Origin of the sequence: Streptomyces sp. SM1 (assembly GCF_002910825.1) — a bacterium.
In the GTDB taxonomy this organism is placed as follows: domain Bacteria; phylum Actinomycetota; class Actinomycetes; order Streptomycetales; family Streptomycetaceae; genus Streptomyces; species Streptomyces okerensis.
Genome location: NZ_NEUB01000633.1, coordinates 25,686 through 32,066 on the forward strand (window position 1 = coordinate 25,686; position 6,381 = coordinate 32,066).

Genomic DNA, 6,381 nt, shown 5'->3' on the forward strand with positions numbered 1-6,381 from the left:
GATTCATGTAGTGCACGTGAGGATCGTTACGTTTGGGAATGGGTACGTGAGGCTTGATCACGCTATGGCTGTGTGTGTGGTGTGGCACCTCTCAAGCCGGCGTGACACCTCCCCCGGGAGATGCTGGGGCGAAGCCCGGTCGGCACAATCCGCCTCTTCGCCCGATCACTCGACGCGGCTCCCCGATGTCACGTCCGGGCCCAGTTCGCACCAGATGTACTTGCCCCGGCTACCGTCCCTGACCAGCGGTTGCCAGCCCCACACGTCGGCGCACGCTCTGATCAGCGCCAGCCCTCGGCCGTCCTCCCGGTCGACGGCCAGGTCCAGCGGCTGCGGTGGCTCCGGCGGGGAGGGGTCCGCATCCCACGCACCCAGCCTCAGCACGCCGGCCTCCGACCAGCGCACCCGCAGGGCGGCGGGGCCCTTGGTGTGACGTACGGCGTTCGACACCGGTTCCGTTGCGAGAAGTTCGGCCACGTCGACCAGGCGGATCAGGCCGTGCATGGTCAGGATCAGACGGAGAGTGCGGCGGCAGATGGTGACGGCGCGGGTGTCGTTGGGGATGGAGAGGGAGTACTCCCACGGGTCGTTTTCGGGCATGTCGATTCCTGTCCGGTGGAAGGGCTGGAGGAGGAGCCGGTGTCATTGCCGCATCCGTCATGGCAGGACAGAGCGGTGCACTTCCGGACCACGCATTGCGCAACGTAGGCGCTGTGTGACTGAAAGTAGGGCATAGATTTATTACTCAGCAAGCCGTTCGCGTAATCTGCCCCCGAACGGGTCGCCCGGTCACAGCCATTGAGGCGAGGAGGAAGCCATGCCGCCCAGACGGCAACCCACCGCACGCCAGGCACGGTTGGGCGCGGAGCTGCGGAAGTTGCGCGAGGCGGCGGGACTCAAGGCCACCGAGGCGGCAAGCCTGCTCGGCGTGAACTCCGTGCAGATGAGCCAGATGGAGTCCGGCATCGCCGGTGTGAGCGAGGAACGGCTACGACGCCTCGGCGCCCACTACGCGTGCTCCGACAGCGAGTTACTGTCAGCGCTCGTGGTGATGACAGCCGGCCGTACCCGCGGCTGGTGGGAGGAGTACCGGGGCACGCTGCCCAACTCCTTCCTGGACCTTTCCGAGCTGGAACATCACGCCTCCTTCCGGTGGGACGTCGACTTTCTGCACATCCCGGGCCTGCTGCAGACCGAGGACTACGCGCGGGCGCTCTTCTCCTACGTGAGTCCCGACTTCCCCGAGAGCGAGAGGGCTCGTTGGGTGGAGCACCGTATGCGGCGCCGCGTTGTCATCGACCGTCCTGATCCGGTGCCGTATGTGGCGGTCATCCACGAAGCGGCTCTCCGTATCCGCGTGAGCAGCCGTCCCGCCTCACGCGCCCAACTCGCCCGCATCGTGGAAGCGTCCGAAGCCGACGCGGTCACCGTTCGTGTCATCCCCTTCGAACTGGACGGATTCGGCGGGGCCGGAAGCGCCATGGTGTACGCGGGCGGGCCCGTCCCTCAGCTGGACACCGTGGTGTGTGATGGCCCGAACGGCACGGTGTTCATCGACGCGGCTGCACAACTGGGCCACTTTCGAACGCTCTTCCATAAAGTGGAGGCAGCATCGCTCGAGCCTGAGCGTTCGCGTGACTTCATCCACAGGCTGGCGAAGGAGCTGTGAAATCCGTCATGACGACCCCTGACATCTGGAAGAAGTCGTCCTACTCGGGCGGCGGTGAAGGCAATGCCTGCGTAGAGATCGCCCACCGCCACCCCCTCATAGCCGTCCGCGACTCCAAGGCCCCGGACCGGGCCACGCTCACCTTCCCCACCACCGCCTTCAGCGCGTTCACCGCCCGTCTCGGCAGCCTCAAGGCACTCGACGTGGAATGAACCGTTCGGCAGACGCGGCCGCGAGGCACCCATGTGACTACGTCGAGCGTGATCCCGGCATGCCGCCGACCATGGCTCCTCAGGGAATCAACAAGGGGCTGTGGCATGGCGGTTGAGTAGGTGTACTCATGCCGGGACGTCGGGGTGCGTTGAGGATGGCGGTACCCCCGGACGGCAGGGAAAGACGGACTGTCGGGGGCCCTGAAGATGAGGAGCCGCTGATGTCGTCCTTCCCCGCGTCCGTCGGATCACCGAACGGCACGCTTTCGGTCCCGGGCCATAGTCGCCGTCGACTGCCTGCCGTCCTCGCGGTCCTCGTCGCTGCTGCGCTCGTGGTGTCGGCGTTCGGCGCCAAGGACCCGACGACGTGGGTGCTGGAGACGGTGTGGGTGATGGTGGGCCTGCCGATGGCGGTCCTGCTTCGCCGGCGGTTCCCGCTGAGCGGTCTGCTCTGTGGCCTTCTGGCCGTCCACGCCATCGTCCTCATCGTCGGCGGGCACTACACGTACGCGGACGTTCCGGCCGGTGACTGGGTGCGCGAGTGGTTCGGCCTGGAGCGCAACCCCTACGACCGCTTCGGGCACCTCATGCAGGGCTTCGTCCCGGCGATCCTGGTCCGGGAACTGCTCGTCCGGACCTCGCCCCTGCGCGGCAGCCGCTGGCTCGCCCCGCTGACGGTCTGCGCCTGCCTCGCCTTCAGCGCAACCTTCGAGATGCTGGAGTGGCTGGCGGCCGTGACCGGGGGACAGGCGGCCGACGCGTTCCTGGGGACGCAGGGTGATGTCTGGGACACCCAGTGGGACATGTTCTGCGCATTGATCGGCGCCACCGCCTCGCTCCTGTTCCTCCGGCGCCCGCACGACCGCAGCCTTGCCCGCCTGGAGGTTCCCACGAAGGCCTGAACGATGCGGCGGCACACCTGGTCACTTCCAAACGCTCTTCCACGTCACGAGAGCGCCGAGGTCGAGCGTGCTCAGCAGGCACAGAAGGTGTGCGAAATGGAATGACGCCGATAGCAGCCCCGGCCGCAGGTGGCGACAGGAGCGGATGTCCCGGTGGCGCCGTTGCCTCTGCGGAAGACCGGGGACCGCAGCGCCCTGCGGACCGTAGACTGTCCGGTATGACCGTTCGCGAGGAAGCACACCGCCTTCTGGATGCGTTGCCGGAGGACCGGCTGATGGATGCCATAGAGCTGTTGCGCGAATGGGCCGAGGTGGAGCGCGGTGAGCGCCCTCGTCGGCGCTTTCGCACGACCGCTTCCTTCGACGGCGACCCGGACCTCGGCGCGCGCGCGAAGGACATCGTTCATGAGGCATGGGACGGTCAGGAGCAGCGCAGCGCGTGATCGTGATCGACACTGGCCCCGTGGTCGCGGCGGCCAATCGTAAAGACAAGCACCACTCCGCTTGCGTGCGTCTCCTGGAGAACCATCCCGGCCCGCTGCTGCTGCCGTCACCACTCGTGGCAGAGATCGGCTACATGCTCTCCAGCCGGGCCGGGGTGAAGGCGGAGTCCGATTTCCTGCGTGATGTGGCCGACGGCGTCTACGACCTCGTCCCCGTCACTCCGTCCGATGCCTCGCGGGCCGCCGATCTGGTGGAGCGGTACGCGGATCTTCCCCTGGGAACGGCGGATGCCTTCGTCGTGGCCGTGGCGGAGAAGTTCCGCGCAGTCAACATCGCGACGCTGGACCGTCGCCACTTCAACATCGTCCGGCCCACCCACGTGGCTGCCTTGACCCTGCTGCCGTAGCGAGCCGCGGGCTCTCATCGTGAGCGTCGACGCCCTCTTGCGCGGGCGCGGGACAATGGACGGTGGCCCGCCTACCGGGGGTCGATCGCGAGGCAAGTGGAGGAGACCTCATGGCGGAGCACGCGCCGCGCCGGGAGCAGCCGCGGCTACGGCCCGCGCCCCTGTTGTTCGAGCCCGCGGAGGCGGCCTCGGATCCCGAGCACTTCTTCGATCTGGAGTCGATCGAGGATCCGCGCGCGCTGCTGGAGCGGGCGACGGAGCTGACGCTGGCGTTCCGGGCCGCGACGGACCGGGCGACCGAGTTCCAGGCGATGGCGGCGGCCCAGCTGGCGGATCCCCGGCGCTTCGACCGGCTGACGACGGCGGACATCGCCGAGCGCGCCGAGTGGACCGAGGACTACGCGAAGAAGATGGTCGAGTTCGGGCGGGAGCTGCTTCGCGGCGGGGACGGGCCGGGGCGCACGGACCCCGCGTGAGCCTCGCGGCGACACACGCTCGAACGGGCGTGGCATATGCCGGGTGGGTGGGCAGGATACGCGTTCGTCCAGCTGCGCGTCAGCACTTCACGCAACCCTGCGGAACCGTTCCCTCACACACGGTAGATGTATGCGTCATGAGCAGCACACGGAATGTCTCCGACGTCAGCGGTGTCACCCCGGACGGTGCCGCCTGGCTCGCCTCGGCCGGAACGTATCCGCGCAGCACGCTCTCGCACTGGGGGGAGCGGCCGGGCGCCCCGGTCGTACTGCCCTGCGGTGTGGTCTTCGACGTGGTGAGCGTGCCCGCGGTCTTCGGGCGGCGGATGCTGGACCGGATGTGGGAGGAGGGGCCTGGCTCCGGTCCCGTGGCCGAGTTCCGCGGGCGGATGCTGCTCTTCGCCCCGCCCGGTACGGCGCAGCGGCTGCCGGCCCTCCTGGAGTGGGAGGAGTGGGGTGCGCGCGGTGCGCGGACGGACGGGGTTCCGCCGCTGCTGTGCCACGGGGCCGGTGACGCGGTGACCATCCCGGCGCCCGGACCGGCTGACCCCGCCGAGCCCGTGGGGCCCGTGCCCGCCGCCCGCTGGCTGGTCGCCCCCGATACGCGTCGCCCCTGGCTGCCGGGCCCGGAGGTGCTGCTGTGGGCGGCCGTGCGGGCCGCCCGCGCGGCCGTGCGGATATCGATTTTTCCTCCCCCCGATCGTGGTGCTAATGTCTACGACGTCAGCAGGCGCCGCTAGCTCAGTTGGTTAGAGCAGCTGACTCTTAATCAGCGGGTCCGGGGTTCGAGTCCCTGGCGGCGCACGACATGAGTGAGGCCCCTCGCGCGAGCGGGGGGCCTCATTCATGTGCGGCCGCGTCCGTCCGTGTCCGGCCGCCATCCCGTGCTGATCTTCACCGTCCACGCCCCCGCTGCCGTACGGCCCTCCACCTCCACCCGTACGGACGTCCCCGGCACCGTGAAGCTCTCCCCGGCGGCGACCGGTGCGTCGGCCAGGGGTGGGTAGACGGAGTCCTCCCAGCAGGCCTCGGTGAGCGGGTGGGCGTCGATGACCTCGATGGGGCCGCGTCCGGAGCGGGTGTCGGCGCTCACCCGGTAGACCAGCACCCCCTCCCGGCAGGCCGCCGCGTCGTTGCCGACCGGCCCCCGCGCCTCGAACGCGAGTGCGGTGTCGGCGCCGGTGCGGACGACCGCGAGCTTGGTGCCGCGTCCGAGGCCGAAGGACGGCGCGCCCGCCGCTCCGGTCACCGGTGTTCCCGGCCCCGCTCCCAGCGGCTCCAGCGTCAGCCGTACCGGGCTCGCACCCCGTACGCAGCGCACCTGGCGGGGTTCCAGCCAGCCCAGTTTCCATTTGTGCCAGCCGAAGAGATCCGGTGCGAGGGCGAACTGGCTTCCCATCAGGTCCCAGTCGCCGACGTGGGTGTCCCAGTCGCCCTTGCCGTCCACCGGGCGGTGGTAGAGATCGGGCAGGTCGAAGACGTGGCCGGTCTCGTGGGCGAGGACGAGCCGGTCCGGGGGGTGGTCCTCGAAGACCGTGACGACCCGGCGGATGTCGGTGCCGTCGGCGCGCAGGGGGCGGTCCAGGTTGACGACCTTGGTGGCGTCGGAGTCCACGCCCGGTGCGTCCGGGTCGGCGACGAAGTAGACGACGTCGTAGCGCGAGTAGTCGACGTGCCGGTCGGTCACGGCGAGCGCGTCGCGCAGGTAGGCCGCGCGGTGGGCGACGGTCCAGTCGCGCTGTATGGCGTACTCGGTGGAGGGGCGCGGCATGCGGATCCACCTGCTCAGGGGGTGCGGGCGCAGGGTGAACCTGCCGTAGGAGGCCCGCTGGAAGAAGCGGCTGGTGGCGGGGAAGTGGTCGGCGGTGAGTTCGGCCGGAGTGGTCAGGGGGTGGGAGTCTGGGAAGGAGAGGAACACCATTACCGCGTCCAGCGTGCGGGACGGGCGGGGGTAGGCGGCGTTCCAGGTGTCCAGGCCCTCGGAGTGGTGGGCGTCGGTGCGGGTGAGGGCGCAGGGTGCCGCGGAGAACGGCTCGGTCCCGGAGGGGACGTTCACCATGGAGGTCGCCGCGAGCGCCGACATGGTGGTGCACATCGCCGCCGTGCTGCGCAGACGGGGGCGCACGCCGGCGGTACGGGCCGGCCACAGCCGTGCCTCCGAGCGGCGGGCGAGCCGCCGGAGCCGTGCTGCCGAGCGGGCGGACCACAACCGCCGTGCACCCGAGCGGGCCGACCACAGCCGCCATACACCCGATCGAGCCAACCACAGCCG

Annotated in this window: 9 protein-coding genes and 1 tRNA gene; 8 read left to right on the forward strand and 2 right to left on the reverse strand. The window is 69.6% G+C overall.

Annotation, left to right across the window (positions count from 1 at the left end; all coding sequences use genetic code 11):
* Positions 1 to 165 precede the first annotated feature (165 nt).
* A complete protein-coding gene (locus B9S61_RS16170; protein WP_103542889.1) occupies positions 166 to 600 on the reverse strand; it encodes an ATP-binding protein in 435 nt (144 codons plus the stop codon).
* A gap of 217 nt (positions 601 to 817) precedes the next feature.
* On the opposite strand from B9S61_RS16170, the gene B9S61_RS16175 reads away from it, so the two are divergent.
* From B9S61_RS16175 to B9S61_RS16210, 8 genes are all read left to right on the forward strand, one after another.
* Positions 818 to 1,669, forward strand: a complete 852-nt coding sequence (locus tag B9S61_RS16175; protein ID WP_103542890.1) for a helix-turn-helix transcriptional regulator — start codon at positions 818 to 820, stop codon at positions 1,667 to 1,669.
* Between the two features lie 8 nt (positions 1,670 to 1,677).
* On the forward strand, positions 1,678 to 1,881 hold the full coding sequence (locus B9S61_RS16180) for a DUF397 domain-containing protein (RefSeq protein WP_103542891.1): 204 nt from the start codon (positions 1,678 to 1,680) through the stop codon (positions 1,879 to 1,881).
* Between the two features lie 221 nt (positions 1,882 to 2,102).
* Complete coding sequence (locus B9S61_RS16185; protein WP_103542892.1) at positions 2,103 to 2,783, forward strand: DUF2238 domain-containing protein; 681 nt, start codon at positions 2,103 to 2,105, stop codon at positions 2,781 to 2,783.
* A gap of 218 nt (positions 2,784 to 3,001) precedes the next feature.
* Positions 3,002 to 3,226: a hypothetical protein gene (locus B9S61_RS16190; RefSeq protein WP_103542893.1), complete on the forward strand. Its 225-nt coding sequence runs from the start codon at positions 3,002 to 3,004 to the stop codon at positions 3,224 to 3,226.
* Positions 3,223 to 3,633, forward strand: a complete 411-nt coding sequence (locus B9S61_RS16195) for a type II toxin-antitoxin system VapC family toxin (protein ID WP_103542894.1) — start codon at positions 3,223 to 3,225, stop codon at positions 3,631 to 3,633. Before B9S61_RS16190 ends, B9S61_RS16195 begins: the two co-directional genes overlap by 4 nt.
* 110 nt (positions 3,634 to 3,743) lie before the next feature.
* Positions 3,744 to 4,109, forward strand: a complete 366-nt coding sequence (locus B9S61_RS16200) for a hypothetical protein (protein WP_103542895.1) — start codon at positions 3,744 to 3,746, stop codon at positions 4,107 to 4,109.
* Positions 4,110 to 4,246: 137 nt separating this feature from the next.
* Positions 4,247 to 4,849 (forward strand): bifunctional DNA primase/polymerase, encoded by a 603-nt coding sequence (locus B9S61_RS16205; RefSeq protein WP_103542896.1) that lies wholly within the window; start codon positions 4,247 to 4,249, stop codon positions 4,847 to 4,849.
* Positions 4,840 to 4,913, forward strand: a tRNA-Lys gene (locus B9S61_RS16210). Before B9S61_RS16205 ends, B9S61_RS16210 begins: the two co-directional genes overlap by 10 nt.
* A 40-nt stretch (positions 4,914 to 4,953) precedes the next feature.
* Here the strand turns inward: B9S61_RS16210 and B9S61_RS16215 are convergent.
* On the reverse strand, positions 4,954 to 6,204 hold the full coding sequence (locus tag B9S61_RS16215; RefSeq protein WP_103542912.1) for a M6 family metalloprotease domain-containing protein: 1,251 nt from the start codon (positions 6,202 to 6,204) through the stop codon (positions 4,954 to 4,956).
* Positions 6,205 to 6,381 lie beyond the last annotated feature (177 nt).

What these genes read in the sequence shown, in the direction of transcription:
- B9S61_RS16170 (WP_103542889.1), bottom strand. Translation starts at nt 600, where the DNA reads ATGCCCGAAAACGACCCGTGGGAGTACTCCCTCTCCATCCCCAACGAC.
- B9S61_RS16185 (WP_103542892.1), top strand. Translation starts at nt 2,103, where the DNA reads ATGTCGTCCTTCCCCGCGTCCGTCGGATCACCGAACGGCACGCTTTCG.
- B9S61_RS16205 (WP_103542896.1), top strand. Translation starts at nt 4,247, where the DNA reads ATGAGCAGCACACGGAATGTCTCCGACGTCAGCGGTGTCACCCCGGAC.
- B9S61_RS16200 (WP_103542895.1), top strand. Translation starts at nt 3,744, where the DNA reads ATGGCGGAGCACGCGCCGCGCCGGGAGCAGCCGCGGCTACGGCCCGCG.
- B9S61_RS16215 (WP_103542912.1), bottom strand. Translation starts at nt 6,204, where the DNA reads ATGTGCACCACCATGTCGGCGCTCGCGGCGACCTCCATGGTGAACGTC.
- B9S61_RS16175 (WP_103542890.1), top strand. Translation starts at nt 818, where the DNA reads ATGCCGCCCAGACGGCAACCCACCGCACGCCAGGCACGGTTGGGCGCG.
- B9S61_RS16190 (WP_103542893.1), top strand. Translation starts at nt 3,002, where the DNA reads ATGACCGTTCGCGAGGAAGCACACCGCCTTCTGGATGCGTTGCCGGAG.
- B9S61_RS16180 (WP_103542891.1), top strand. Translation starts at nt 1,678, where the DNA reads ATGACGACCCCTGACATCTGGAAGAAGTCGTCCTACTCGGGCGGCGGT.